Origin of the sequence: Sphingobacterium sp. UDSM-2020 (genome assembly GCF_016132525.1) — a bacterium.
Taxonomy (GTDB): Bacteria; Bacteroidota; Bacteroidia; order Sphingobacteriales; family Sphingobacteriaceae; genus Sphingobacterium; species Sphingobacterium anhuiense.
The window spans coordinates 1,429,273-1,456,253 of the sequence record NZ_CP066166.1 but is presented as its reverse complement, the minus strand read 5'-3'; the positions used below and the strand labels follow the sequence as shown (position 1 = coordinate 1,456,253).

18 protein-coding genes and 1 tRNA gene are annotated in these 26,981 nt (G+C 37.5%); 12 read left to right on the top strand and 7 right to left on the bottom strand.

Translation table 11 applies throughout. The features are described 5' to 3' along the window. The first annotated feature begins 77 nt into the window (after positions 1-77). The 6 genes from ftsY to JAZ75_RS06250 all read left to right on the top strand — a co-directional run bounded on the left by ftsY (position 78) and on the right by JAZ75_RS06250 (position 11,960). Entirely contained in the window at positions 78-1,040 is a 963-nt protein-coding gene (gene ftsY, locus JAZ75_RS06275; RefSeq protein ID WP_208700692.1) for a signal recognition particle-docking protein FtsY, read from the top strand. 14 nt (positions 1,041-1,054) lie between these two features. After that, a complete protein-coding gene (gene rimO / locus JAZ75_RS06270) occupies positions 1,055-2,389 on the top strand; it encodes a 30S ribosomal protein S12 methylthiotransferase RimO (RefSeq protein WP_021189157.1) in 1,335 nt (444 codons plus the stop codon). A gap of 122 nt (positions 2,390-2,511) precedes the next feature. Continuing rightward, positions 2,512-4,101 carry a bacillithiol biosynthesis cysteine-adding enzyme BshC gene (gene bshC, locus JAZ75_RS06265; RefSeq protein WP_208700690.1) on the top strand — a complete coding sequence of 530 codons (1,590 nt, stop codon included), beginning with the start codon at positions 2,512-2,514 and terminating at the stop codon, positions 4,099-4,101. Positions 4,102-4,211: 110 nt separating this feature from the next. Next, on the top strand, positions 4,212-7,394 hold the full coding sequence (locus JAZ75_RS06260; RefSeq protein WP_208700688.1) for a TonB-dependent receptor: 3,183 nt from the start codon (positions 4,212-4,214) through the stop codon (positions 7,392-7,394). A 364-nt stretch (positions 7,395-7,758) separates the two neighbouring features. Further along, entirely contained in the window at positions 7,759-10,632 is a 2,874-nt protein-coding gene (gene gcvP / locus JAZ75_RS06255; protein WP_183918335.1) for an aminomethyl-transferring glycine dehydrogenase, read from the top strand. A gap of 497 nt (positions 10,633-11,129) precedes the next feature. After that, positions 11,130-11,960: an N-acetylmuramoyl-L-alanine amidase gene (locus JAZ75_RS06250; RefSeq protein WP_208700686.1), complete on the top strand. Its 831-nt coding sequence runs from the start codon at positions 11,130-11,132 to the stop codon at positions 11,958-11,960. 47 nt (positions 11,961-12,007) lie between these two features. On the opposite strand, the gene JAZ75_RS06245 is transcribed toward JAZ75_RS06250, so the two are convergent. From JAZ75_RS06245 to JAZ75_RS06220, 6 genes are all read right to left on the bottom strand, one after another. Beyond that, positions 12,008-13,321, bottom strand: a complete 1,314-nt coding sequence (locus tag JAZ75_RS06245; protein WP_021189151.1) for a hypothetical protein — start codon at positions 13,319-13,321, stop codon at positions 12,008-12,010. Between the two features lie 144 nt (positions 13,322-13,465). Continuing rightward, entirely contained in the window at positions 13,466-14,008 is a 543-nt protein-coding gene (locus JAZ75_RS06240) for an NUDIX hydrolase (protein ID WP_021189368.1), read from the bottom strand. An 8-nt stretch (positions 14,009-14,016) separates the two neighbouring features. Then, positions 14,017-15,750, bottom strand: a complete 1,734-nt coding sequence (locus JAZ75_RS06235) for a phospho-sugar mutase (RefSeq protein ID WP_208700684.1) — start codon at positions 15,748-15,750, stop codon at positions 14,017-14,019. Between the two features lie 78 nt (positions 15,751-15,828). Next, on the bottom strand, positions 15,829-16,512 hold the full coding sequence (locus JAZ75_RS06230; RefSeq protein WP_208700682.1) for a hypothetical protein: 684 nt from the start codon (positions 16,510-16,512) through the stop codon (positions 15,829-15,831). A 110-nt stretch (positions 16,513-16,622) separates the two neighbouring features. Further along, on the bottom strand, positions 16,623-17,390 hold the full coding sequence (locus tag JAZ75_RS06225) for an enoyl-CoA hydratase/isomerase family protein (RefSeq protein ID WP_132771712.1): 768 nt from the start codon (positions 17,388-17,390) through the stop codon (positions 16,623-16,625). A gap of 110 nt (positions 17,391-17,500) precedes the next feature. Beyond that, positions 17,501-20,116, bottom strand: coding sequence for a carboxypeptidase-like regulatory domain-containing protein (locus tag JAZ75_RS06220; RefSeq protein WP_208700680.1), 2,616 nt, complete (start codon positions 20,114-20,116; stop codon positions 17,501-17,503). A 174-nt stretch (positions 20,117-20,290) separates the two neighbouring features. On the opposite strand from JAZ75_RS06220, the gene purD reads away from it, so the two are divergent. The 6 genes from purD (at position 20,291) to JAZ75_RS06190 (ending at position 25,733) form a co-directional block, all read left to right on the top strand. Next, positions 20,291-21,565, top strand: a complete 1,275-nt coding sequence (gene purD, locus JAZ75_RS06215) for a phosphoribosylamine--glycine ligase (protein WP_132771710.1) — start codon at positions 20,291-20,293, stop codon at positions 21,563-21,565. An 89-nt stretch (positions 21,566-21,654) separates the two neighbouring features. Next, a tRNA-Glu gene (locus JAZ75_RS06210) sits at positions 21,655-21,726 on the top strand. A gap of 162 nt (positions 21,727-21,888) precedes the next feature. Continuing rightward, positions 21,889-23,040, top strand: coding sequence for a P1 family peptidase (locus JAZ75_RS06205; RefSeq protein ID WP_208700678.1), 1,152 nt, complete (start codon positions 21,889-21,891; stop codon positions 23,038-23,040). After that, positions 23,009-24,112, top strand: coding sequence for a serine hydrolase domain-containing protein (locus tag JAZ75_RS06200; protein WP_208700676.1), 1,104 nt, complete (start codon positions 23,009-23,011; stop codon positions 24,110-24,112). The genes JAZ75_RS06205 and JAZ75_RS06200 overlap by 32 nt, the downstream gene beginning before the upstream one ends. Before the next feature lie 13 nt (positions 24,113-24,125). After that, the gene (locus JAZ75_RS06195; RefSeq protein ID WP_208700674.1) at positions 24,126-24,866 is read left to right on the top strand and encodes an aspartate/glutamate racemase family protein; all 741 of its coding nucleotides are present in this window, start codon (positions 24,126-24,128) and stop codon (positions 24,864-24,866) included. Positions 24,867-25,019: 153 nt separating this feature from the next. Continuing rightward, on the top strand, positions 25,020-25,733 hold the full coding sequence (locus JAZ75_RS06190) for a pirin family protein (protein WP_208700672.1): 714 nt from the start codon (positions 25,020-25,022) through the stop codon (positions 25,731-25,733). Positions 25,734-25,807: 74 nt separating this feature from the next. On the opposite strand, the gene JAZ75_RS06185 is transcribed toward JAZ75_RS06190, so the two are convergent. Beyond that, on the bottom strand, positions 25,808-26,965 hold the full coding sequence (locus JAZ75_RS06185; RefSeq protein ID WP_208700670.1) for a sialidase family protein: 1,158 nt from the start codon (positions 26,963-26,965) through the stop codon (positions 25,808-25,810). Positions 26,966-26,981: the final 16 nt, after the last annotated feature.

The following is a 26,981-nucleotide window of genomic DNA, read 5'->3' as shown; positions in this document are numbered from 1 at the left end:
TATCTATCTTTGGCAATCGGTATTTTATACTGGTCGGAAGATAAATAATAATGAATTCATAAGCGGAACATATATCAATGGGATTATTCGATTTTTTCAAGAAGAAACAAGAAACTCCTGAAGCCCAAGAAGCTTTAGATAAAAGTTTGGAAAAGACTAAAGAGGGTTTCTTTTCTAAAATTACAAAAGCAGTTGTTGGTAAATCAACTATCGATGATGATGTTTTAGATAATTTGGAAGAAATATTGGTGACCTCGGATGTGGGTGTAACAACAACGCTGAAAATTGTTGACCGTATTCAGTCGCGTGTTGCACGTGATAAATATGTTTCAACCTCAGAGTTAAATACGTTATTGAAGGAAGAGATTCAGGAATTATTAGCGGAAAACAACAGTTCTGATTTTGAAAACTTTGAGTACGGTAATCACAAACCATATGTTATCATGGTGGTCGGTGTAAACGGAGTTGGAAAAACAACAACAATTGGAAAACTAGCACATCAGTTGAAAGCAGCTGGCAATAAAGTTGTTTTGGGTGCTGCTGATACTTTTCGTGCTGCTGCCGTAGAACAAATCAAGCTTTGGGGTGAACGTGTAGGTGTTCGTGTTGTTGCACAGGCGATGGGATCTGACCCTGCTTCTGTTGCTTATGATGCAGTCCAATCGGCCTTATCTAACGGTGATGATGTCTGTATTATTGATACAGCAGGTCGTCTTCATAACAAGGTTGGCTTGATGAATGAGTTGGGGAAAATAAAAAATGTCATGCAAAAGGTTATTCCTGGTGCTCCACATGAAATTCTATTGGTTCTTGATGCCTCTACAGGACAAAATGCCATAGAACAATGTACTCAATTTACACAAGCAACTGATGTCAATGCCTTAGCATTGACTAAACTGGATGGTACCGCAAAGGGTGGGGTAGTTATCGGTATATCTGATCAATTTAAAATACCTGTAAAATATATTGGTGTCGGTGAGAAAATCGGCGATTTACAGTTATTCAACAAAAAAGAGTTTGTGGATTCGCTGTTCAAGTAATCCACATCCATTATATGAAAACAAAATATAGTAAGGCTGTAGAGCCAAAGTCAAAACCCCGTGTGAATGTGGTTACATTGGGTTGTTCTAAAAATATTCACGATAGTGAAGTATTGATGGGACAATTAAAAGGTAATCAAATAGAAGTTGTACACGAGGCTACTAATATTCAGGAGAACGATATTGTTGTTATCAATACCTGTGGTTTTATCGATAATGCCAAACAGGAGTCTATTGATACGATCTTACAGTTTTCAGAGTTGAAAGATGAGGGCAAGATCAATAAGGTCATTGTCACAGGCTGTCTTTCTGAGCGCTATAAACCTGAGCTACAATCTGAGATTACAAACGTAGACGGTTATTTTGGTACAAATGACTTACCTGATTTATTAAAATCTATTGGTGCAGATTATCGCCATGAACTTTTGGGTGAGCGTATGCTGACCACACCTTCGCACTATTCTTACTTTAAGATTGCTGAAGGTTGTAACCGTCCATGTTCATTCTGTGCGATTCCGTTAATGCGTGGTAAGCATGTTTCAAAATCAATTGATGATTTAGTGAAAGAAGCCAAATTCTTAGCTTCTAATGGAACGAAAGAATTGATATTGATCGCACAAGATTTAACCTATTACGGATTAGATATTTATGGAAAGCGTAACCTTTCTGACTTGATGCGTCATTTATCTGATGTTGATGGTATCGATTGGATCCGTTTGCAATATGCTTATCCTTCTGGATTCCCAATGGATATTCTTGATGCGATGAATGAACGTTCAAATATCTGTAATTACTTAGATATGCCATTGCAGCATATTTCTGATCGTATGTTGACTTCAATGCGTCGCGGTACAAGTAAGCAAAAACAGATTGATTTGGTTAATAAGATCCGTGATAAAGTTCCTAATATTGCTTTGCGTACAACGTTAATCTGTGGTTATCCTGATGAAACTGAGCAAGATTTTCAAGAGATGTTGGAATGGGTTGAGGAAACACGTTTTGACCGCTTAGGATGTTTTACTTATTCGCATGAAGAGAAAACACATGCGCATTCATTGGAAGATAATGTCCCTGAAGAAGTAAAACAGGAGCGTGTAGAAGCGATCATGGAAGTACAACAAGGAATTTCTTTTGAGATCAATCAAGATAAAATAGGAAATACCTATAAAGTATTAATTGACCGTGTGGACGGCGATTACTTTATTGGCAGAACAGAATATGACTCTCCAGAAGTTGATAATGAGGTTATACTTGATGCAAAAACAAACTATGCCCGAATCGGTGATTTTGTAAATGTTAAAGTGGACCGCGCTGAAGACTTTGATTTATATGGATCTATTGTCAAATAATAGCGATCCAATCGTTGCTTTTATTCGTAAACACTACATTTGTGCGCAGAGAAAATATTAATTGCTTATTTTGTATAGCAATTATGTATATTACTCTGTTTTTAGTGCTAATGTAATCACGAATGAAAGCAACTTATATAGACTACAGCGAAACCAACAGCTTTTCTAAGACACTTATTGCTTATTTAAATCAGGATGAAGCTTTAGTTCCCTTTATCGGGAATTGGCCAACTTTCGCTGGTTTTGAAAAGCAAATTAATGAAAAAAAACCTTTTCTTTCGCGTACGCTTTTAGTTGATCGATTAAAAGCACAATATGGCGATTTACTAGAATCCGCTCCTCACGTTGCAGCAAACATTGATAAATTACTTGCTGATAACGCATATACCATTACAACGGGACATCAACTCAATATTTTTACTGGTCCATTATATTTTATCTTTAAAATCATAACAGCTATTCGTTTAGCAGATGATCTTAAAGTCAAGTTTCCAGAGAAAGAATTTGTTCCTGTTTATTGGATGGCTACGGAAGATCATGATTTTGCGGAAATAAACCATACGAAATTGTCAGGTAAAAAAATTGTTTGGGATACTCCCGCTGTTTCAGCTACAGGAAGAATGGATACGGATTCTATTGTTCAGGCGGTGAAGCAGTATACCGGTGTTTTAGGGCTTTCTGAGCATTCTTGTAAACTTGCCTGTATTGTTGAGAATGCTTATCTCAAGCATGATAATTTAGCCGATGCTACCCGATATCTTGTACATGAATTGTTTAAGAAATTTGGCCTGCTTATTATTGATGCTGATGACAAGGCGTTAAAAACCGTTTTTAAACCGATCATAACAGAAGATATTTTAACTGAAAAAAGCTTTAAAGCAATAGAAGAGACTTCTGAGTCTTTGGAAAAAGCCGGTTTTGCCACACAGGTGCATGCTCGTGAAATCAATTTTTTCTATCTGACAGATGAATTTCGCGAACGTATTGTTTTAAATGCTGATGGCCGTTATGAGGTTTTACATCAGGATATTTACTTTACAAAAGCGGAGCTTGAAAAGGAAATAGATACATACCCAGAAAGATTCAGTCCGAATGTGGTTATGCGTCCTATGTACCAGGAAATCATCTTACCTAATTTAGCTTATATTGGTGGTGGGGCAGAAATGGTTTATTGGATGCAGCTAAAAGCAAATTTTGATCAATATGGAATTGATTTTCCAATTTTAATACCACGTAATTCTGCCATGATTACTGAAGATAATGTGGTGTCTAAGATTTTTAGACAGGATCTTACTTTTAAAAGTATATTCCGGGATAGTGAAATTCTAAAGAAGGAATTTGTGCGTCGGCAAACGAAACATCGTTTAAATCTAAATGATGAATGGATGGAGTTAAATGCCATATTCGGAAAAATAAAGCTTCGTACGCACAAGATAGATTCTAGTTTATCACCAAGTACGGAAGCGATTAAAGCACGGTTAAAAAAAGCTATTAATAATCTGGAAAAGAAATTAATGCGTGCCGAAAAGCGGAATCATAAAGATGCATTGTCTAATATCGACCATATCAAAGAACGTCTGTTTCCCGGTGGTGGATTGCAGGAACGGTCTGAGAATTTTGGTCTTCTCTATGTTAAATATGGAGATACCTTATTCGATGAACTTTATAAGCATTTTAATCCATTGGATTTTAAGTTTACGATACTCTATTAAAAGTCAGCTCAAAGCTGACTTTTTTCATTTATAATTTGATAACACACAGTTCAGTTCTAGTTAACAGGGGGTGGTTAGATTTGTTGCATAACAATGTAACAAAATACTAGATGAAAGAATTTCTACTCACAACATGTTTAACTGTCATTGGTACTGGTTTGTATGCGCAGACAACTCAGGCTGGTTTTGCTGGAAAGATTACAGACGAGCACGCTAAAGGTGTTCAAGGCGCTTCTGTAGAGGTTCGAAATGAATCGACAGGCTTCACCACAAAAACATCTACCAATGCAAATGGCGATTATAATTTTAAAGAGCTGCCATTGGGCGGTCCTTATATATTGAAAGTTTCCTATGTTGGATATGGTGAACAGGTTCGGACCGGATATAATTTAAATCAGGGAGATCTTATCCGAGTTAATATTCCCATTCAAAATTCTTCAAATGTTCTGGAGACAGTCGAGATTAAAGGCACAAACACATTAAAAAATCAAATTGAAAATTTGGGTGCAGCGACCTCGGTTACGGCAAAAGATATCGCGAAGCTACCGGTTAACGGGCGGAATTTCACGTCATTAATGGATCTTTCCCCCTTAAGTAAAGGTGATAATATTGGTGGTCAACTGGGCTCCTCCACAAACTTTACGATAGATGGTATGAATGCAAAGAATCCGACATCTGCAGGTTCGACAACAAGCAGAAGTGGCGCACCATTTTCGATTTCTATAGAGGCAGTTCGTGAGTTTAAGGTGGTGACCAACCAATATGATGTGACTTATGGTAGAGCTGGCGGCGGTACAGTTAGTGCTGTTACGAAGCAGGGAACCAATAAAACACAGGGTAGCGCCTGGATTTATTCTCGAGCTGACTGGTTGTCCAGCCCCTACACGATTGACGGTAAAAAACGGACCAATGATTTTTCGACTTATCAGTATGGCTTTACATTAGGTGGGCCTATCATAAAAGATAAATTACATTATTTTGTTGCTTGGGATCATCAAAAGGATGCACGACCTTTAATTATTGCAGATATTACTTCGACTCTTGATGAGGAGCGATTTAAAATCACCCAAGATAATTTAAATGCATTTGTTGATATCGGACGTGAAAAATATGGATTGAGTAATGACCGTCAGTTTGGTTCTTTTGACAAGAAAAGAAATTCAGACGCGGTATTTGGTCGGATTGATTGGCAGATTAATAATAGTAATTTGTTAACGATCCGTAATAACTTTACCAGCGATATCAATAAACTGGGTCTACAGGATAATAAACCGATTACGCTATACGAGTCTTATGGTAATGACAAGAATATTGATAATAGTTTTCTGGCTACGCTAAGAACGTCTGTTTCGTCAAATATTACTAATGAACTGAAATTACAACACTTATATACGTATCAAAACAGTAGTCCTGGAGATCAGTTGCCTAGCCAGAATATTCCAAGAGCGATTGTGGAGAATATTGTTTCTAAAGTTGGAAATAATGATCTCAAAACAACCGTTCAGTTAGGGGGACATCGTTTTGCACAGGAATCTTTTAAAAATAATGTCTTCCAGTTAGTCAATAATTTATATTATAACACGGATAAGATCAATTATACATTCGGTGTTGACCTGATGTATACGCATGCTAGTTCTGTTTACGGAAGTGAAGTAAATGGCCGTTTTCATTTTGGAGCCAGTGATACTAGAACGGCACTACAAAATTTTCAAGACAAGAAAGCTTATAACTTTTATAGAGAGGTGCCGTTAGTTTCGGATCCTATGGTCGTTGGCAAGATCTTCAATGCTGGATTGTATGGACAGATGCAATCCAAGTTGGCGGCAGGTTTAGATTTGGTTGCAGGTTTACGTTTTGATTACGGTCACTATCCGACATCACCTTTAAATGAAGAACTATTGAAAGAGGTTGGTGTACGTACAGATCATAAACTAAAGTCTCTTGTGATACAACCGCGTTTTCAGATGACATGGGATGTGAATGAAGGACATAAGGATTTCTTCCGAATCGGAGCAGGTATATTCGCATCGGACATCAACAATTACATGACGATCAATAACCTAACATTTGACGGTAAGCACTTTGCTACTGTTGATGTCCGTGGAAATGATGTACCTACCCCGGATTTTGTACAATACCGTAAAGATCCTTCTTCGACTCCCACTTTAGCACAATTTCAAGTCCCAACTATTAATACCTATGGACCTGATGCTAAAATACCCGTAGTTTATAAAGCAAATGCTTCTTACACGCATTTCTTTACTGAAAAATTGAAAGCAGGAATTTCGGCCTACATGAACCTCGGCCGTAATAATTATATGTATGTGGATCGTAATATGGTGAAGGATCCATTCTTTAGATTAGCGAATGAAGATAACCGGGGAGTTTTTGTGCCGGTATCGGCTATTGTAAATGGAGAATCGGACTGGAAGCAGGGACGTATATCTAATAAATTTGGTCGTGTTCTGGAGTTAAATTCGGAGGGTAAGGTGAATCAGTTTGCAGTGGTTTTAGACGCAAGTTACCAATACTATAAGGATGGTTCTATCTCGGTAAGCTATACATGGAACGATGCAAAAGATAACACATCTTACAATGGTAATGTGGCGAATACTGCGACACTATCTTTGGCCGTGAAAGATGATCCGAGAGATTTGAGCAATATGACGTACTCGAACAATCAATTCCGTAATAAGGTGGTTATTTATGGAACATTGCCTACTTTTTATGGAGTTAGTGTAGGCGTACGTTATTCAGGTATCGGTGGAACACGTTATAGTTTGCTTGCGGGGGGTAATATCAATGGCGATTTTGTTGCAGGTGATAATGATCTAGCGTATATTTTTGATCCTAATAACACGAAGACTCCGACGAATCTGGTTGATGGTTTACAGGCATTATTGAATAACCCGAATGCGAGCCAGAGTTTAAAGGATTACATTAAAAAATATGAAGGAGCAATGGCTCAACGAAACGGTGGAATTAATGGTTTTTATGGTCTAATTGATTTACGTATTGCAAAGAAGTTTAACCTATATAAATCTCATGCCTTGGAAGTATCTGCGGATTTATTTAACGTTGCCAATTTATTTAAGAAAACTTGGGGAATCAATGAATCTTTAGGGAATCAAGCGTTGTATTCTTTGGGTGTTAAAGCAGCGAACGGAAATCCTGCTTTACCTGCATTTGATGCGGCGAAGCAACAGTTTAATTATAACCTTAACAATACAGGGGTTGTAAACCCTTCTGGAAATCCATATCAATTTCAATTAGGTTTACGTTACTCTTTCTAATATTTCAACTTATATGAGGGTCTTTTCAAAATGAGAAAAGGCCCATTTTTATGATTTTATTTTGATATGGGTGATAAGCGAACTGACATCGTGCATAACGAGCACTTGTTATCAGGATTTATGTCGGGTAACATAGAATCTTGTTCTAGATGATGAAATTGAGCTTAAATTTTGTGTGCAGATGAGATCGCAAACGATTGTTTTGTATGGGTATTCTAATAATTATTTTTACAGACATAATCTGCTTTTTTTAGGACTTGAAAAAATGTATCTTTGCACATCCAAAAAGCAGCTGTTTTGCTATTATTTTTAATAAAACCAAAAAAGGTAAGAATCTAGCGAAAGGCACTAATTTTTTGCACACATGAGTAACATACATTTTCAAGAAAAATTTGAAGATCGTCACAACGGACCAAGATCGGTTGAAACGAGAGAAATGTTGGAATTTTTAGGCGTTGACTCGCTTGACCAACTTATTGAGCAAACTGTTCCTGCACAGATTCGTGCAAAACAAGCTTTACAATTGCCTGCTGCTTTAAGCGAAGTCGCTTATTTGAAAAGGGTAAAACAAATTGCAGAAAAAAATAAAGTTTTCAAGTCTTATATCGGACAAGGTTATTTTGATGTGATTTTACCAGGTGTTATTCAAAGAAACGTCTTTGAGAATCCAGGATGGTATACACAGTATACACCTTATCAGGCAGAGATTGCACAAGGTCGTCTTCAGGCTTTGTTAAATTTTCAAACGGTTATTTGTGATTTAACAGGATTAGAGATCGCGAATGCGTCTTTATTAGATGAAGCTACTGCTGCCGCTGAAGGTATGTTTATGCTTTACTCGGCTCGTAAAAACAAAGCGGCTAATGTTTTCTTGGTTTCTGAAAATGCTTATCCACAAACGATCGATGTATTAAGAACTCGTGCATTATCTTTTGGAATTGAACTTCGTATTGAAGCTATTTCTGAAGACAGTTTAACGGATGATGTATTCGCTGCATTTGTTCAATATCCTGCTGCAGATGGTTCAATTATAGATTATAAAGCTTTTACTGCTGCTGCGCATGCCAAAAACATTACTGTTTGTGCCGCTGCAGACTTAATGAGTTTAACGTTATTAACTCCTCCGGGAGAATGGGGTGCTGATGTTGTTGTTGGTAATTCGCAACGTTTCGGTGTACCAATGGGTTTCGGTGGTCCTCACGCTGCTTTTTTCGCAACTAAAGACGCTTTTAAGCGTAATATTCCAGGCCGTATTATCGGTGTTACGACAGATTCTAATGGCAATTACGCATTGCGTATGGCATTACAGACTCGTGAGCAGCATATCCGTCGTGATAAAGCATCATCTAATATCTGTACTGCACAGGCTTTATTAGCAATTATGGCGTCATTCTATGCCGTATATCATGGTCCTCAGGGAATCAAGAATATTGCTAGCCGTATTCACGATTTGGCTCAATTGTTAGACCAAGCTGTTCAACAGTTGGGTTATACGCAATTGAACAAAAACTACTTTGATACTGTTCGTTTTGAATTAGGTGGTGAAGTTGCTGGATTAAAATCTGAGGCTTTAAATAACGAAATGAACTTCAATTATGTAGGTTCTGTTGTAGGGATCTCTATTGATGAGTCAACGACTTATGAAGACATTTTAACGATTGTAAAAGTATTTGCTAAAGTAAAAGCTAAAAATTTGGCTGATGTTGATTTCGAATCTATCGAGGCATCTTTAACATCAGCTCTTCCTGCTGATTTGGTTCGTACTTCTGATTACTTAACACACCCAGTTTTCAATAGCTACCACTCAGAGAGTGAGATGTTACGTTACATCAAATCTTTGGAAGCAAAAGATTTATCATTATGTCATTCTATGATTCCATTGGGATCATGTACAATGAAATTGAATGCTACTGCTGAAATGACTCCAGTTACATGGGCTAACTTCGGCGGTTTACATCCATTCGCTCCTGCAGATCAAACTTCTGGTTATATGCAGTTGATCGGTGAGTTGAATGATTGGTTATCTGAAATTACAGGTTTTGCTAAGATGAGTTTCCAACCAAACTCTGGTGCTCAAGGAGAGTATGCCGGTTTAATGGTTATTCGTGCTTACCATGAAAGTCGTGGAGACCATAACCGTAACATCTGTTTAATTCCTGCTTCCGCTCACGGTACAAACCCTGCTTCCGCTTCTATGGCTGGATTGAAAGTTGTGGTTGTTAAATGTGATGATCGTGGTAACATTGATGTTGAGGATTTAAAAGTAAAAGCAGCAGAGCATGCCGCGAATTTAAATTCATTTATGGTGACTTATCCATCTACGCATGGGGTATTTGAAGAACCTATTATTGAAATCTGTGAAATTATCCATGCAAATGGTGGACAGGTTTATATGGATGGAGCGAATATGAATGCGCAGGTTGGTTTAACAAGCCCTGGTCGTATCGGTGCTGACGTTTGTCACCTGAACTTACATAAGACGTTCTGTATCCCTCACGGTGGTGGTGGTCCTGGTATGGGTCCAATCGGTGTTGCAGCACACTTAGTACCTTTCTTACCTAATCACGAAGTGGTTGAAGTTTCTGGTCAAGAGGGTATCACTGCAGTATCTGCGGCGCCATTTGGTTCTGCTTCTATCTTAATTATCTCGCATGCTTATATCGCAATGATGGGTGGAGATGGATTAACGAACGCTACAAAAACTGCAATTTTAAATGCAAATTATATTAAAGCTCGTTTGGAAAACCACTACCCAGTATTATATTCTGGTGTAAATGGACGTTGTGCACACGAGATGATCTTAGATTGCCGTGCATATAAAAATGTGGGTGTTGAAGTTGCTGATATCGCAAAACGTTTGATGGATTATAGTTTCCATGCTCCAACAGTTTCTTTCCCTGTAGCGGGTACTTTGATGGTTGAGCCTACTGAGTCTGAGTCTAAAGCTGAATTAGATCGTTTCTGTGATGCTTTGATCGCTATTCGTCAAGAAGTTGCTGCGGTTGAAGCGGGTGATGTAGATCAGGCTGATAACGTATTGAAAAATGCGCCTCATACTGCATCTGTTGTAACTGCTGACGAATGGACTAGATCTTATTCTCGCCAAACAGCTGCGTATCCTTTAGCTTATTTAAAAGATCGTAAGTTCTGGCCTTCTGTTGGCCGTGTAAACGATTCACAAGGAGATAGAACATTAATTTGTTCATGTCCTTCTATTGAAGAGTACGCAGAAGCTTAATCAAAAATATAATAAAATAAAAAAGCCTTCATCTAATACAGATGAAGGCTTTTTTTTGTAAAAGGTAATATTGAGCATGTCATCTTTAGGATCTTGCTCATGATGGATGGTGGACAGTTCAATACCTTAACTTTTTGAGGAAGTAAGATTAAATATAATTCATTTGTAGCGGCAGCAGAGAGAGGATCGTCATAGCTAAATGATGAATCTCAAAAAAGGTAAAAGAAAGAAGATGTCTGATATATGATGCAATTATAATTGTAAATAAAACAAATTTATCTAAGTTTGTTTTGTGTTTTAATGAAAATCCAAGTTCAAGTTTACATGACTTAACTAACGACGCGGATTGTCTTTTTTGTGCAGCATCAATAATGATGATATCATTTTTGTGAATAGCTTGCTGACGGAATATTTACTGGACGGAAAGGCAAGATGTTGGAATACGTATTTATCATGCATAAATGAGATGAAGTGCTTCTGAAGTAATTATATTAATAATGAAAGTAAAATCAACAATAACTTTTTTAGTGATGACAGCGCTATTTGCTTCCTGTTCGACAGGTAAGTATGCCGCAACTGAGAAAGTCTATAAGAAAAAAGCAAAGTTACTTGCCAAAGAATATGCTACAAGTCCTGTTATCAACCAAGCTATCGGTAAATTACCGCTATCGGTTGAAAAAGAATGGATCTCATCGATAAACTTTGGGATTCGCAAACCAAACTATGTTGTGATTCATCATACTGCTCAGGATTCACTGGGACAGACCATACGTACCTTTCATTCTGAAAAAGCGGGTGTAAGTGCTCATTATGTTGTTGGCCGTACCGGTAAAGTGGTGCAGATGGTCAATGATTATTATCGTGCACATCATGCAGGAATTGGTAAATGGGGTAATGATACGGATCTAAATTCTTCTTCTATTGGAATTGAATTAGATAATAATGGAACAACAGATCCTTGGACAGATGCACAGATTAATGCGCTGACCGAGTTACTTTCGTATCTTAAAGTGAAATATAACATCCCTCAAGCAAACTTCATTGGTCATATGGACTTAGCTCCAACTCGTAAAAATGATCCATCACGATTTCCCTGGAAGGTATTAGCAGATAAGGGTTTCGGTTACTGGTACGAAGAATATCTGGAAACTCCACCAATTGATTTTAATCCAAAACTGGCTTTGAGAATTATTGGTTACGATGTAAAGAATTTGGATGCAGCTATTAAGGCTTTTAAACAGCATTACATCCAGACGAATGCAAATGTCGCTACGCTGAAGGAAAATGATCTGAAGATATTGTATTCGATCTATAAAAAGTTCTTATAACAATAAAGAGCTCCAAATTTTGGAGCTCTTTATTGTTATTGTGACATCTATACCGTCTTAACATATTTGATATCGTAATTTTCAATGTCTATGATGTAGCCATTTTTAATTAAGAAATCAAATAATGGTTTGGCTTCTTCAGAAACGGCCATATTTTTTGTGGTGATAATCTTATTTTCTTTTTTCAATAAGTATGGATATGCATATAGCTTGATATTCTTATTGAACATTCCCGAAATATAGGAAAGAAGTTCATTGGTGTAATGCTCCTTGTTGTAATTATCCGAATTAAAGATATTTCTTAAATTGGAAACGTTGGTCGCAATACCAATATTTTTTGGTTTGAAATTATTGATAAACTCAGCAAGATGATTATTTCTTCTGAAATTGCTGACGATGATATTATTGCCCGTTGAACATAGCTCTTCGGCACGGTGTGCAAATTCTTCCAGATCTTTATCCGTAATGATATGATCCTCTTCAAGTACATTGCCCATTAATACCTCTATCAGGACTACTGTGTTTTCTGATGTTGCGCCTGTGTTTTTCTTAAATTGATCTACAGCAAGATTGAATAGATCAAAGTTAGGAAGAGATTTTTGTCTATATTTTGTTCTTAGAAGAATGATATTCTTTTTGTAAAGGTAATCTTTTATCTGTGCGGCTTTGCCATCTGGTTTAAAGATTGCGGCCTTTGCAAAACCTTTAGCAATGAGGTATAAATTGATCAATCTTTCATTGACATTTTCAAACAACGGGCCAGTTACTTTTACAAGATCAATTTCTACAGAGCCTACAGATAGATTGTCGACTAATGACTCAATCATCGTCTGCACGTTATCGGTATAATAATAGGCTGCGAAAAGGAGGTTGACTCCAATGATACCCAATACTTTTTGTTGTAGCTGGTTGTCGCTATCTAGCAGTCTTACGTGTATAATGATATCGTTGGTAGGGCCGTCGACTTCGTGTTGAAATCTGACACCAATCCAACCATGAGGTTCATTTGTTTTTGTAAAGTTTAGCGTAGTAACGGTATCGGCAAAAGCGAAGAACTTTTTGTTACAGTATTTTTCACCATGTAAGCGCTTGGTTAATAAATCGAATTCGTGTTTTAGCATTTTCGTTAAGCGCGTGCGGCTTACATATCTGCCATCCTCTTCTTCTCCGTAGATGGCATCGCTAAAAGTCATGTCGTAAGCCGACATTGTTTTGGCGATTGTTCCAGATGCCGCCCCTGCATTGAAAAAGTTACGTGCAACTTCTTGACCCGCTCCAATTTCAGCAAAGGTGCCGTAAATCTCCGGATTCAGATTTATTTTCAGTGCTTTTCTTTTGGTTTCAAATATTTCTCTTACCATGGTACAAAGGTACAAAAAATGATAGCCTGCAGAAAAGGAATGGGAGGGAAGATGATATTTGATCAATTTATAACAAAAGGGTTATTTTGATATCAAAATAACCCTTTTGTTACTGGTCTGTATGAAATTTTAATTTAAATATGCTTAAAATATTTTCAATTTGTGAAAGGCATAAAATAAGGCTGAACTTTGAAGTGCCTGACCAAATTTATTTTGCAACAGCAATTCTTTTGCTTCCTCGATAGAAATCAAATAAACATCTATTTGCTCACTTTCATCTAGGTCTTGCTCCTGGATCTTCTTTCCTCCCTGCATGAGGTAAGTATGTGTAATATTTTTACTTGTAGCAGGGTTGGCATAGAGTTCCGCAATTTTTTCAATCTTGGTAAAAGAATAACCTGTCTCTTCAAGCATTTCTCGCTCCGCTGTAAATTGTGGATCTTCTCCTTCTTCCATCGTTCCTGCCGGTATTTCAAGAATAACCTCGCCGGCAGCGTGTCTATATTGTTTGATGACGATCAACTTATTGTCTTCCGTTATACCGACCATATTGACCCAGTTTGGATATTCTAGCACATAGTAATGATCATTAATACTGCCGTTAGGCAACTCACAGGTATCCCTTCGTAAGGTAGCCCAAGGTGCTTTCGAGATATATTCTGATGATAGTAATTTCCACTTTTCCATTCGTACGATTAAATAATATCGGCCATCATTCGGTCCACTTTTGTGGCTAACTCTTTTTGGAGCTGTTCATAGAGTGATTTAGCTGTTAATGGTGCTTTTACTGAACAATAAAATTTTATTTTAGGTTCTGTTCCTGATGGTCTCGCAGAAATAACATCACCATCTACAGTGATAAATTGTAAGACGTCCGATTTCGGGAGATCAATGACTTTTTTAGTACCGGTGGCTATATCTATGGCGACCGAATTTTCATAATCACGAACTTCTACAACAGCTATGCCTCCTAAAGATTTAGGCAAATTGGCACGCAGGTTACTCATCATTGCTTTGATTTCTTCTGCACCAGCTTTACCTTTTTTAGTTAATGAAACTAATTTTTCTTGGTAGCATCCAAATTCTTGATACAGGTCAAGGAGAACTTCATATAAAGATTTGCCTTTCGATTTGTAATAGGCGGTCATCTCTGCTAAGAATGCGCATGCATTTGGGGCATCCTTATCACGCACAAGACTTCCGACTAAGTAACCATAGCTTTCTTCTCCGCCAACTAAATATGTCGCTGAATCGCCTAATTTGGTCATTAGTTCGCCAATATATTTGAATCCAGTTAAGGTCTCATAGTAAGGTACATTAAAATGGTTGGCAATTTCAGCTTGAAGATTTGTTGTGACGATTGTTTTTACAACATAAGGATTGTTATTAAGTTGATTTTGTTCTTTTTTAGAACTTAATACATAATAAACTAGTAGACTACCGATCTGGTTACCGTTCAGTAATTGAAAATTACCTTTATCGTTTTTAACTGCGATTCCAACGCGATCAGCATCAGGATCTGTTGCGAGTACGAGATCAGCATCCAGCTCTTCACCTTTTCTTTTGGCCAATGCCATAGCATCTTCTTCTTCTGGATTAGGATAAATAACTGTTGGAAAATTACCATCTGGAGTGGCTTGTTCTTCTACAATGGAAACATTGTTAAATCCCCACGCTTCCAATAATTTTGGAACAATTGTAATTCCTGTTCCATGAATAGGAGAAAATACGATTTTAAGATCTTTTTGAGCTTCTACAGCCTCCGGGTGGATACTTAATTTTTTATTTTCATTAATGTAAATTTCATCAATTTCATCTCCTACAGGTATAATATTTTCTGGAATTGGCTGAAATGATATTTGCGAAACGCTATGGATAGCATTAACTTCTGTAATGACATTTGTATCGTGCGGAGCTGTTAATTGGCATCCGTCGTTCCAATAGGCCTTGTAGCCATTATATTCTTTTGGATTATGTGAGGCGGTAAGCATGACACCACTTTGGCAGCCAAAGTGACGGATTGCAAATGATAGTACAGGTGTTGGACGCAGTTCATTAAATAAATATACTTGGATTCCATTTGCCGCAAATACATCAGCCACCAGTGTTCCTAGGCTTTGCGAGTTGTTGCGGCTGTCGTAAGCTACAGCTACTTTAATGACCTGATTTGGAAATTGCTTTTTTAGATAGTTTGCCAACCCCTGAGTTGCTTTACCGATGGTATACTTATTTATCCTATTGGATCCTACACCCATGATGCCACGTAAACCTCCTGTACCAAATTCTAAATCTTTATAGAATGAATCTGTTAGTTCAGTTACTTCGTTGTTATCAATTAAAATTTGTAAAGCAGCTCTTGTTGCTTCATCGTATTCTGAGCTAAGCCATTGGTTGACTTTTGCTTGTAATTCCTGATCCAGACTATTCATTGTTATTGTGAATTTAAACTGTCAAATTAAATATTTTTTAGGAATGTAATGCTTTTAATGTGAAATAAATCGTTATTGTTAGGCATCACATCCACCATAAGCACGATCAAGTACCGTAAATATCCACTTACCATTTTTATTTGTGATGTGGAAGATAAGTGGAGCGTTTTTATCGGTTAGTATGACGCGGTAACTTTTAGCTTCTAAAGCTTTTAGTTTTTGAATCTCAGCATTTGATATTTTAGCATCCGAGATCTCGTTCATGAATTTTGCGGTATGCGATAGTTCTGTTGGATGTTGTTTGTTATTACAAAATAACCCCTTTTTATTCCAGGCCTCTTTTCCGCAGTCATATACCGGCAATTGCCCTATCGTAACCTTTCCTAAGAAATTGGTATGCGGATAAGGGTAATAATCGGGTATTGGATGATTGAAATCAAAAGCCACAGCATGTGTATAGATGGCTTGCACTCCAGGTCTATAGATGGTGTAATAACCGATCGTTTTTTCAATATAATTGTTTAACGCCTTGGAATCCTGTTTGTTAAATGCTTGAATAATATTCATTATGGCCGCGTCTAATGATTCGCCCTGTGGTGCTTGTTCTTGGATCGTATCTGTTGAATCTGATGGGATCGTCAGTGTATCTTTTGCTATCGTATCGATAGAATCCAGTTGACTTTCCTTTTTCTCAGCAGTTCTATTGCAACTGCTGAAAAGAAAAACTGCAATGAGCCAGACTCCCAATATTTTTTTCACCATGGTTATTATCATCTACTTGAGCGGATTTTTATTAATCCGAGTTAATTACAAAAATAGAACAACGGTTGCTTTATTCAAATACGTTGTACGTTAATCTTAAATTAATTGACTTATTTAGTTTTGTTCGTTAAATTGTGTATGATTGTTTTTAGAATACTACGTGTTGAGGGCTTCCACCATTGCTCTAATATTTTTTCAATCGTTTCTTCCTCTTTTGCGCCGAGGTTTTCTAGAAGTTCTTTTCTGAAGTTCAATTTGCAGGTTTTCCATGTTTCTTTATCAAACTGGGTTACTGATTTGATCTTGCGTAAAGCGGCGGTGTGAATTGCATTTGCTGGCACGACTTCATCAACAAGACCTACTGTAAGGGCTTCTTGTGGTGACAGTAATTTTCCCTCAAGTAAAAAGCGATAGGCATTCCCTTTCCCTAGCCAAAAGCTATAAAGGTGAAATATACTTTCTGGTACAATTAATCCAACTGGAATTTCGTTTAGGCCGATAATAAAATTTCCTTCTGCCATGATCCTATAATCACAACAGATTGCGATAACACATCCTCCTGCAGGGCTATGGCCGGAAATTGCGGATACAATTGGTTTTGGAAACGAAGCCAGATCTCGTGTTGTTTTGAAAAAGAGTGACCAGAAGGCTCTGATTTCGGTTTCATTGTATTCATATAATGTGATCAGATCTAAACCGGCGCTGAAAAAACCTTCTTTGCCATGAATGATAACACCTTCAATAGCCACATCTGATTTTAAATCGTGTATACAAGCATTTAGTTCTTCAAGCAGCACCGTATCCATTGCATTGGATTTTCCTCGGTCTAAAAATATGTTCGCGATACGGTCTTCCGTTTTGATTTGTATATGTTTCATATGTAATTATTTTTTTTAAAAAGGCCATATGGAATATCCAAAGTATTTTCATTGGTGTTTGTGCAGTTTGTACTACATGGATATTTCATAAGATTTCTGTTCTTGTAAATTTATTCAACCACATTTATATTAATTTCTTTCCTGCCTATCTTTCCATTGAAGTCAATACCTTCCAAAATTATTGTATATGGACCTTTTTCGTCCGAAGTATAAAAATCGAAGCTTGCTTTTCCAACTTGATCGGTAATGATGTTGGGTTCCCAGTGTATTGTCGTTCTTAAATCTGAAACTATTTTTGATACATCTTTTGCTTCATAGCTCGGTTTATAAAATGTTCGACTCAGGTTAAAGCCTTTCGGTATAATGGTACGAATGCCTGTTGGTTTAAATGCAGTTGTAGCGCCATTGCCTCTTTTTGTTGTGATTACAATTAAACCATTGCCTCCATATGAACCATAGATTGCAGTATGATTAATGTTTCTCAGGACCTCAATACTCCCTACATCCGCGGCACTTAACATCGAGATCTGATCACCTTCGATGTACATGCCGTCGAGGACAACCTGCATAGGTCCGTTGCCTCGGGTATTGTAAGGTACACCGTTCCTCCACATCACACCTGTGAGTCGTCCGACTAGACATTGTTCTAATGTACTGCAGTTTGACAGATCCTCTTCTGTAAGTACTTGATCGGCATTGCCTGGTCCATTTAAGTTACTTGAATTGGCAACGGCCTTTTTTATTGCTGTGCGAGTAATTTTAACTTCTTCGAGTTGTATGGAGCGCTGTTTGAGTCCAGCGGCTTCTAGCTGTGCAAAGTAGGCTTGTGCATTTTTTATATTTCCTAAGTATTTGGTGTTAATATTGTTCAGTACTTCAGGTAAATTTTTATTGACACCAGTTGCTGGTTCCTCGATTTCATCAAGCTCAATGTCCAGTCTATTTTTATCTTTATCGGATTTTGCCGTCATAATGAATTTAATACTGTCGGTAAATAACAGGTCATCAAAAGAAAATTTTCCAGCTTCGTTTGTTAGCGTATCAATAGCGGCAGTCATGTTGGTTGTAGGGATCAGAGTAACTGTTGCTTTTGGCACAACCGCTTTTCTACCAAGTTTTTTTATTGTTCCTGATATGGATATATTTTTTTCAAAATTATATTTTGGATCAGATACTTCATCTATTTTTGCCCAGTCTAATTTTCTCCACCCTTGTATCAGCATCAGATTATCCAGATCACTTTTTTTAATGTCTTTACTATCTGAAAAATAATAGTTGGGGTTTTCTATGAATCCATTTATTTCCGAACTTAAGAGCAAGGACGTATATATGCTGGATCTATAGGGAGTATCAATCTGGGTTTTATTGCTATTAACAACTGATGCTGATAATGAACCAACCCGAATGGAGTCTATGGTGTTTCCGCTTAAAACGCTAATGTTTACTTTTTGACGGGTTCCATAAGTGGGTTTATCAGCGGTTGCTTCGATAGGAAGAATCTTATCAGACCGATAGTTGAAAATCATTCGTTCTAGTAAAGGCTTTAGGGTTGCATCCAATATGGATAACTGTATAACTCCTTGAGGCAGATTTTGTCTGGGGATGGAAAAAAGGACTTCGTTTTTATTCAATTTTTGCTTGGAAACATGAAAGGTGTTTCCATTATATTGGGCGATAAGATAGATTTCTTGCTGATTGATTTGATCAGGGCTAGCATTAACCTGTACAAAGACCCTGTCTTCAGTAAGATTGCCCACATTCATGTTTAGTCCTGACATGCTGATTGTCGGAAAAGGTGTTTCTGTTTTAGTGCCGTCGGTAAATGTCGCTATGGCTGTATATTTTAATTTTGCATCCAAAACAAAAGGATAGCTGACCATACCGAGCGGACTGGTTTCCATCTCGACTATCTTCTCCTTGTTGCTGTCCATAATGATAATGGTGCACTTTTCTCCCAGTCCTTTACTATTAAGAGCTTTAAAGCCTATTTTAGTGTGTAGTTGGTTTATAATGTTGCCTGATTCTGGTAGTATTTGCAGGCTGTTACTTGATTTATCTGCTGGAACGGTAAATGTTTTACGAATTATTATTCCGTCTATTGATTTAAAAGACAAATTGATGATTTCACCTGCGGGTATATCTTTAAGATCAATCAATAGCTGACCCTGCTGATCTGTTTTTTCGCGTGATGCTCTTTGTTTTCCATTCTTGAGATGGGTTTTGTAGTTAATATTAATTTCTGGCAGGGGAACTCCTGATAATGTTTTTAGTTTTATTGCATAGTATTTTTTCTCTCCATCGTAGATGATTTCATCACCGGTCATAATATTATCCGAACGACCGTTATAGATGGGCACTGTTTTGTCAAAGAAGTAGGCTGTACTATCATTTCTCATCCATTGTGTATAAGCGCGTATACGATAGGAGCCTTCTATGAGCGTGTCTGATAAGGTCAGATCAGCAATTCCTAAACCAGCGGTTAAGGGAATTTTTAAGGTATTCACTGTTTTGTTATCTGGAGATATTAAATCAATGTAGGCAACTTGGCTTACTCCGGATAAGAGGTTGTCTGGTGTAAGTGTGCAGTAAAGCTTCATCCAAATATTTTCACCAGCGGAATAGCTTTCTTTGTCCATATGAACATGGATTTTTTCTTTTGGATTTCTTGCAGCATAATTTCCTAATTTATCGATGAACTGTCGGATATCCGTTTGTCCTAATGACATAAAAGGAATTATGAATAATAAACTAAACAAGCTTGCCTTAAGATTCATACATTGAGGGTCAATAATTTGGAATAAATTACGAAAAATTATTAAATAATCCGTTGTTTCGAATTTGATATCAATGCAATTCGAAATTTTCTATCAATATTAGCTTAAAACAAATATCTTTGTGCTATGAATATCCTAATCATTGGTTCTGGCGGTCGTGAATCAGCCTTCGCCTACAAACTTTCGCAAAGTAAGCGTCTTCAAAATTTGTTTATTGCTCCTGGAAATGCAGGTACAGGTGCGTATGGTAAAAATGTAGCATTAAAAGTGACTGACTTTGACGGTATCGCAAGTTTTGTTCTTGAAAATGATGTCAACATGGTTTTGGTAGGCCCTGAGGAGCCTCTAGTAAAAGGTATTCATGATTATTTCTTGAACCGTGCCGATTTAAAACATATACCTGTTATCGGTCCACAGCAAGAAGGTGCGCAACTAGAAGGATCGAAAGATTTTTCTAAGCAATTTATGGACCGTCATGGTATTCCTACTGCCGCTTCACGTTCTTTTGATAAAACAAATTTGGAGGAGGGTCTTGCATATCTGGAAACTCAAAAGTTACCAATTGTATTGAAAGCTGATGGTTTAGCTGCTGGAAAAGGGGTGCTGATCTGTGAAACATTGGAAGATGCCAAGTTGGAACTGAAGGCGATGATCGCTGATTCTAAATTTGGTGCAGCGAGTGATGTTGTTGTTGTAGAAGAGTTTTTGAAAGGTATTGAATTGTCTGTTTTTGTTTTAACAGATGGTAACTCGTACAAAGTATTGCCTTCAGCTAAAGATTATAAGCGTATTGGAGAAGGGGATACTGGCTTAAATACAGGGGGAATGGGATCAATATCTCCAGTTCCTTTTGCTGATGAGGCTTTTATAAGTAAGGTTGAGGAGCGTATTATCAAGCCAACTGTTGAAGGATTAAAGAAAGATAATATTCCATATAAAGGATTTATTTTCATTGGCTTGATGAATGTTGACGGCGAACCATTAGTGATCGAATATAATGTGCGTATGGGTGATCCGGAAACAGAATCTGTTTTGCCACGTATTGAGTCCGATTTAATTGACTTATTAGAAGGTGTTGCTCAAGGTAATCTAGAAACACGCTCTTATACTGTTACTCCAAAAACGGCAGTAACTGTTATGCTGGTTGCTGGAGGATATCCTGGAAACTATGAGTCTGGTAAGGTGATTTCAAATATTGAAAATGTAAAAGAGTCGATTGTATTTCACGCAGGTACCAGCATGCAAGACGGTAATGTTGTGACTGCAGGAGGTCGTGTTATCGCAGTAACGACATTGCAGGATACGTTGTTTGATGCTTTGCAACAGGCAACTGCTGATGCAGGAAGAATCTATTTCGATGGTAAATATTTCCGCAGAGACATCGGTTTTGATTTGATTTAAAAAATTTTTCAATTCTTTTTTGGAAGATTAATAAAAATATCTATATTTGCATCTCCAAACAGGGAAATATCCTATTGGAGATGCCAAATGGCCCGTTCGTCTAGGGGTTAGGACGTTAGATTTTCATTCTAGAAACAGGGGTTCGATTCCCCTACGGGCTACGAAAGCGACTTAAGAAATTAAGTCGCTTTTTTTATGGCGCTATTTTTTATCATCGCTAGATGTTTCTTGGTTAAAATTGATGAAATGCAGGTAAAAAAGTACTATTTTAGAACTAGATAAACCACAGGATCAATATACCATGATATTAAAATGTTCTATTATTGCCATTAGTTTTTTATTTGCATCGGTTGCTGTTTATACAAGAAGCAAGGGGACGCGTTCGTGATTTTGGAATCCAGATTGGGATTTTGGAAACAGGTCGATACAATGCAATTACTGATGTACAGGGGGTGAAAGTTGGGCATACAACATTAATTGAAGGAAGTGATATTCGGACAGGGGTAACTGCTATTATTCCACATGGTGGAAATATTTTTCAAAATAAGGTTCCAGCTGCGGTATATGTTGGAAATGGTTTTGGGAAATCAATGGGACTTTCTCAGATCAAGGAGTTAGGCAATATTGAAACCCCAATTTTATTAACCAATACATTGAACGCTCCTTTGGTGGCTAATGCTGTTATCGACTATGTTCTTGCTCAAACGGGAAATGAAAAAGTGAAGTCTGTAAATACCATGGTGGGTGAAACCAATGACGGTGGATTGAATGATATCAGAGGGCGTCATGTAACAGCAGAACATGTTATTGAATCGATCCGAAATGCACATTCTGGCCTGGTTAAGGAAGGTAATGTCGGTGCGGGTACTGGAACGGAATGTTTGGGATTTAAAGGCGGCATTGGGACATCTTCCAGGAGACTGCCAATATCTAAAGGTGGCTATACAGTTGGTGTATTGGTACAAACAAATTTTGGAGGAGTACTGGATATTAACGGGGCGCCAGTAGGACGAGAGTTGAATAATTTTTATATGCGAGATCCTAAAAATAATTATAAGGCGGATGGGTCTTGTATGATTATCATTGCGACAGACGCTCCTTTATCGGCGCGCAATCTAGAACGTTTAGCAAAACGGTCTTATTTAGCGTTCGGAAATGTGGGGTCTTTTTCTTCTAACGGCAGTGGAGATTATTCAGTTGCTTTTTCTACTTATGCGGGCAATCGTATTTCTCATGAAAGTGAAGGGCAGATCCTGAGCTTGACAGAACTGAAAAATGACGCGATGTCTCCTCTCTTTATGGCGGTCTGGGAAGCAACAGAAGAGGCTATTCTAAATTCGATGTTTATGGCAACGGATATGAAAGGTGCTAATAACTCGTTTTTACCGGCCTTACCGATCAAACAAACGCTTGAAATCATGAATAAATATAATGCACTAAATTATGATCGATTACCTAAAGCAATGCGGGATTAAGCAATTTCTTCTTTTTATTATTTTGATGATTGTAAAATCGGGTTTTGCTCAACAAAATGAAATAGCGGTAATTGCTTCCAAAATTGGTGTACCTGGATTATCGGTAGTACATGTCGATAAAGAGGGTAAAGTTAACTCCTATGTATACGGAGTCAAGAAATTTGGAAAAAAATCACTTATTGATGCTGAAACGACATTTCAGGCTGCTTCTTTGACTAAGGTTCTTTCTGCGTATGTATTTTTTAGATTTTACGATCGAGGTTTGATTAATTTGGATACACCTCTTTCTGAATATTTTGATTACGATCGACTTAGAGACACGAAAGATGGAAATAAAATAACGGCAAGAATGGTTTTGACGCACCATAGCGGACTATTGAATTGGGAAGGAGATGTGGGAACTGCGACGTGGTACAAGACGCCACTTCATACACAGTTTACTCCTGGTGAAGATTACCTTTATTCTGGTGAAGGCTTTTTTTATCTTCAACGTGTATTGGAGCATCTTACTGGCAAAGCATTTCAGACTTTGGTTGAGGAAGAGGTATTCATTCCTTTTGCAATGAAACGGTCTCAAATCGTTTGGAAGGAAGAATTAAGGACAAATACAGCATGGGGACATAACGATAGTATAAGTCCACGTGATCGTTTGGGAACGTATTTTCCGGCAAATGCTGCCTATAGTCTTTACAGCACTCCTTTAGATTACACAACCTTTATTCAGGCGGCTCTAGTTAGAGGCAAAGGCTTAAAAAAATCAACACATAAATTAATGCTTAAAGAGTGTGCATTAGCAAATAATGATGTTGATGTTCAAGAGATAGATCGACATGTTCCTTTGGCACTTGGTTTGCGTATTCAAAAGAATGAACGTGGTATAGCATACTGGCATACAGGTTCAAATCCTGGATTTAGAGCTTTTTTTATTGTTTATCCGGAGTCAGGAGAAAGTGTCGTAGCATTTAATAATTCGGATTCGGGAATGGATGCTATGAAATATTTAATGGAATTATTTTTGGAAAACAATCAAACTTTTTGGTCATACGAATGGCGAAAGGGAGAGCTAGATTAGATAAGGAGGAAATATGATCGGTATTATAGGAGGTGTTGGTCCGTTAGGAGGGCTTGACTTGTATAAAAAAATTATTGAGGAAACTATAGCGCTATCAGATCAGGAACATTTACCTGTTATGCTTTATTCATTTCCGAACTTAATTGGTGATCGCTCGGAATATTTAAAGGGAAATTCAACTGTTAATCCAGCTATAGCTTTAGCAGCAATCACACGACAGATGGAAAGTGCGGGTGTTACTATTGTCGGTATTCCGTGTAATACTGCTCATGCAGATCCAATTTATGGGGTCTATGAACAGGAATTAGCTAAAACGAACCAAAAGATTAAAATACTGCATCTCGTTAAAGAGACGATTTCTTACATGAAGGCGTTATATCCAAAAGTAAAAGTTGGTATCCTTTCTACCACTGGTACGCGTAACAGCGGGCTTTATCGGGACCTATTATTGAAAGAAGGATTCGAAATTGTAGAACCAAGTGAAGATTGGCAAGAGCGGATACATGCTGCTATATATGATAAGGAATATGGAATCAAAGCGCAGTCAACTCCTGTGACCAACAAAGTCCGTCTGGAATTGCATAGTGCCATGGACGAGTTAAAAAAAGGAGGAGCAGAAATTATTGTCTTGGGATGTACTGAACTGCCACTTGCTCTTCCAGAAAATGATCATAATGGCATGACCTTAATTGATCCAAACCGAATATTAGCAAGAGCACTTATTTATGCTTTTTCACCGGATAAATTGAAATAATGCTTTATTATTTTGAGTACGGAAGTTTTCCCTGCGTCTTTTAAAGAAATTCTAGGAGCAGATTTGTCAATCTGTCATGTTAAATAGTCCATTATTTTATTGATTTCTAGCTTGGTATGTTATTTGTATGTTTGAACATATAATTATAATCAAATGCAAAAGATAATACATAAATCAGAAAAACGTGGTCATGTTGACTTTGGATGGTTGAAAAGTGCCCACTCTTTTAGTTTCGGAAATTATTTCGATCAGGATAAGGTTAATTTCGGAGCATTACGTGTTTTGAATGATGATTTTGTTGAAGCAGGAAATGGTTTTGGACGTCATCCCCATGATAATATGGAGATCGTCAGTATCCCGTTAGCGGGTGTTTTGGCTCATCAAGACAGCATGGGAACCAGTCGTGATATCCAAACTGGTGATGTGCAAATTATGTCCGCAGGAACTGGCGTTACGCATTCTGAATTTAATGGTAGTAAAGTAGATCCTGTTAAATTTCTTCAAATTTGGGTTATCCCGAATGAAAGACAGTTGACCCCAAGTTATGATCAGAAGTCATATTTGGATTTAGATCGAAAAAATAAGTTTGCGACGATCGTTTCTCCCAATACAGCAGATGCCCAAGCGGTCTTTATTAATCAAGATGCTTATTTCAATTTAGCAGATATCGAGGTGGATACTACCGTTAATTATCAATTGCATAGTGAAGCAAATGGTGTTTACGTATTTGTTTTAGAGGGGGCCATCGAAATAGCTGGAGAGAAGTTAAATCGCAGAGATGCGGTTGGAATTTGGGAAATAAACGAAATCGATATGCGTGCTACATCGGATGCTCAAGTTTTATTGATTGAAGTACCCATGTTTTAAATTTTGAGATACGTAGTAAAAAAGTGTCTGAATCTTTAGATACAGACACTTTTTTAGTTCGATTCAGCAGGTTGCTATTTGATTGACACCGTATCAAAAACAATCGTTTCGTAATTATCCTTTTCATAAAGCACGCCGATTTTCTTATTGTTGATCAGAATAATATCTGAATAGGCGGCATAAGAATCTTTATAGCCTACAGGTGCTTTTGCCACTACATGGTTAAAATACCAGGTCTTTCCTTGATCTTTACTTATTCGTAATGTTAAATTATCTCTATCTTTTTGAGAGGCAGCATTGCAAACAGCTAGAATATAATTTTTACCTTTTTTCCAAGATAGGGTAGAACCTTGGTTAACAGGATCTGGTAGATTTTTATCATAGAAAGTGGTATCCCATGTTGCTCCACCATCATTCGAATAAGAAACAATACGGTTTCGTACATTTCCCTGTTGGTTTCTAGTATTCATATACAATCCTGTTTCGGAGATCTGTGCGGCCATCGTTTCATTTCCACCTTCAAAGCTTATTGTATTTCCGATTTTGAAAGTTTTACCATGGTCGTCGGAATAATAACTATGTGCAAAATAATCTTTTCCTGCAGGTTTTGGGTCTCCTTCTGAATGGTTTGCAGGAATGTATATACGGCCTTTATATTTTCCGGAATCAAATTGTAAAGCATGACCAGGCGTATTCGCGTAGGTTCTCCAATCCTCTTTAAAAGTATAATTAGGATTGAACCCGGGTTGATTTGGACGATGCACTGCAGTTGTAATGTTTGTCGGTGCAGCCCATGTTTTTCCTCCATCTGTAGAAGTGATATACCAGCATTCGCGAATTCCATTTCCTTTTCTGACATCTCCTTCGTGATTATTTCCTGTATTGTAGAATAAGAAAATTCGTCCTTTTGGATATTGTGGATCTAATAGATCAACGATAGGTGCGGGGTTGCCCGCTTGTAATTTATCTTGGTCTACAGCTATCTGCAGAGGTCCCCATGTTTTTCCATTGTCAGAACTGATTTTGTAAACGATATCGACATTTCCATAGTCTCCGGCATGTTCAACACGGCCTTCGGAGAATGCAATCAGATTGTTACTTTTATCTTTGACAATCGCTGGAATACGGTAACTTTTGTAACCGTCATCTCCCGATTTAAAAACGGTCGTTTCTTGTGCTTGGATCATCGTCGATGATAGCAGGATAGAAAGCGTTAAAAATAATTTTTGCATGATATAATGTTTTGGT